Below are 2,056 nucleotides of genomic sequence, written 5' to 3' on the forward strand. Positions count from 1 at the left end.
GGTTTACGGCAGCGATCCTGGCGGTTGCCTCAACGTCAACGCGGGCTGCGCGGATGAGGCCCAACTGGCGGAAGGCACCGTGACGGCGGCGGCCGGTTCGCGGACCCTGGCGGATGAGATCGGCAAGGGTGCCGGGCAGGTGCCCAACCCGGATGATGCCCAGAAGAGCAACCTGTCCCGTGTCATGGCCGACCCCGTTGCGGTCAGCAACGTCTCGCAGGCCAAGGCGGAGTCCTACGGTGCCGGGCTGGCGCCGTTCTTCCTCACCCTCGCCTTGTGGATCGGCATCTTCATGCTGGTCCAGGCCATGCGTCCCATTACCCAGCGGGCGCTGGCCTCCAATGCCCCGTCCTGGAAGATCGCCGTTGGGGGCTGGCTGCCGTTCCTGGCGGTTTCGGTGGTGCAGGCAAGCCTCCTCACCCTGGTGGTAAACCTCGCCCTGGGACTCGATCCCGCGCATCCTGTGCTGATGTGGCTGTTCATGCTTGCGGCGGCCATGGCGTTCAGTGCGATCATCCAGGGCGTTGTTGCGCTGCTGGGGTCGCCAGGCAAACTCGTGGTGCTCATTCTGCTGGTCCTGCAACTGGTGTCCTCGGGCGGCACGTTCCCCTGGCAGACCACGCCGCAGCCGCTCCACGCAGCGCATGAAATCCTCCCCATGGGTTACGTGGTGACCGGCATGAGACACCTCATCTATGGCGCTGACCTGTCCATGATCGCCCCCACCGTCCTGGGTCTGGCGGGCTACACCACCCTGGGTGTGGCCATGTCCACCCTGGCCGTGCGCAGGAACAAGTACTGGACACTGAAGACGCTGAAGCCCGAGATCGCGGTATGACCGCCGAACCGCTGGGACCAGTGAAGACCCTTCGACCCGCCAGGACCACCGCCACCAGGCAAAAACTCTTCGACGCCTCCATGGAACTCATCGGCGAGCGGGGAGCAGCGGGGGTCACTGTTGACGAGATCGCAGCCGCAGCGGGCGTCTCCAAAGGGACCGTCTACTACAACTTCGGCAGCAAATCGGAGCTCATTGCGCAGCTGCTCCGCCACGGGGTGGACATCCTGAAGGCACGCCTGCAGGAGGCACCGGGCCAAAAGGCGCCAAACCAGGATGCACCAGGCCAGGGGGCAGCGGGGCTGGAGGACGCGGCCCAAGGGGCAGCCACCGCGTACGGAGACCCCCTGCTCGCGATGGAGGCCATGATCGGGCAGGCCCTGGACTTCATGTCTGAATACCCGTCCTTCGCCCGGCTCTGGGTCAGCGAGAACTGGCGTACGCCCAGTGAGTGGCAGGGCACGTTCGCTGTCCTGCGGGGCGAGCTGCTGGCAGTGATCGGGCAGGCAGTGGAAAGGGTGGCTCAGGCCTACCCCGTGGACAACACCGTTTCGCGGGGCAGCCTCGAGACCGCAATCTTCGGTGCCTGCTTTGTTGTGGGGCTCGACCGCCAGACGTACCACCCTGAGCGCACCCGTGACCAAAGCGTTGCGGCGATCATGGCCATCATGCGCGGCTACGTGCTGCAGCAGCCCGGTCCTCGGGGATGATGGAGCGTATGGGGAACAGCGGAAAGTTCGCGGTCATTGCGGGCATTGTTGCGGCCGGCCTGCTGGTGCTGACCGGAATGACGCTCGCCGAGCCGGTGTTCGTGGCATTCCTCGGTGTCCTGGCGCTGGCGTGCCTGGCGTGCATTATCGAAATCCTGAACCGGGGACGCCGCTTTGCCCTGCTGGCTGCGGGCGCGGGAACCAGCTTCACCGTGGCCTTCTCCCTCGCATTTGTCAGCACGTGGGAGCTGGCCTTTGCCGGCGAGCCCTCGGTCTTCGGCACACCGCTCCCCACCGGCGACCCGGACAACTACTTCTTCGGCGCTGCCGCTGCAGCCCTGGCAACACTCTGTGTCCTGTTCCTCGGTGCGGCCTGGCCGGGGAGGCGGCGGCTGCGCACCGCGGCCAGCACAAGCAGGCAAGGGCAGGGCAGGCCCGGAAGAGGCGCAGCAGGGAACAGACGTACGACGACGGCGGCCCGCCCGGCTGCCAAGGGTTCGGCCAGCGC

General features: G+C 66.6%; 3 protein-coding genes. All 3 read left to right on the forward strand.

What is annotated here, in order from left to right; all coding sequences use genetic code 11:
* On the forward strand, nt 1-838 hold an 838-nt coding region (locus ACKAE7_RS20775), incomplete at its 5' end, for a YhgE/Pip family protein (protein WP_408980196.1).
* Complete coding sequence (locus ACKAE7_RS20780; protein ID WP_188811579.1) at nt 835-1,548, forward strand: TetR/AcrR family transcriptional regulator; 714 nt, start codon at nt 835-837, stop codon at nt 1,546-1,548. The genes ACKAE7_RS20775 and ACKAE7_RS20780, both read left to right, overlap by 4 nt.
* An 8-nt stretch (nt 1,549-1,556) precedes the next feature.
* Nucleotides 1,557-2,056 (forward strand): hypothetical protein (locus tag ACKAE7_RS20785; RefSeq protein WP_408980197.1); only part of this gene is annotated, 500 nt, incomplete at its 3' end.

This window comes from Pseudarthrobacter sp. NKDBFgelt (assembly GCF_046097905.1).
GTDB classification, from domain to species: Bacteria; Actinomycetota; Actinomycetes; order Actinomycetales; family Micrococcaceae; genus Arthrobacter; species Arthrobacter polychromogenes.

Excerpts from the sequence above, each read along its gene's own strand:
- ACKAE7_RS20780 (WP_188811579.1), top strand. The coding sequence starts at position 835 with ATGACCGCCGAACCGCTGGGACCAGTGAAGACCCTTCGACCCGCCAGG.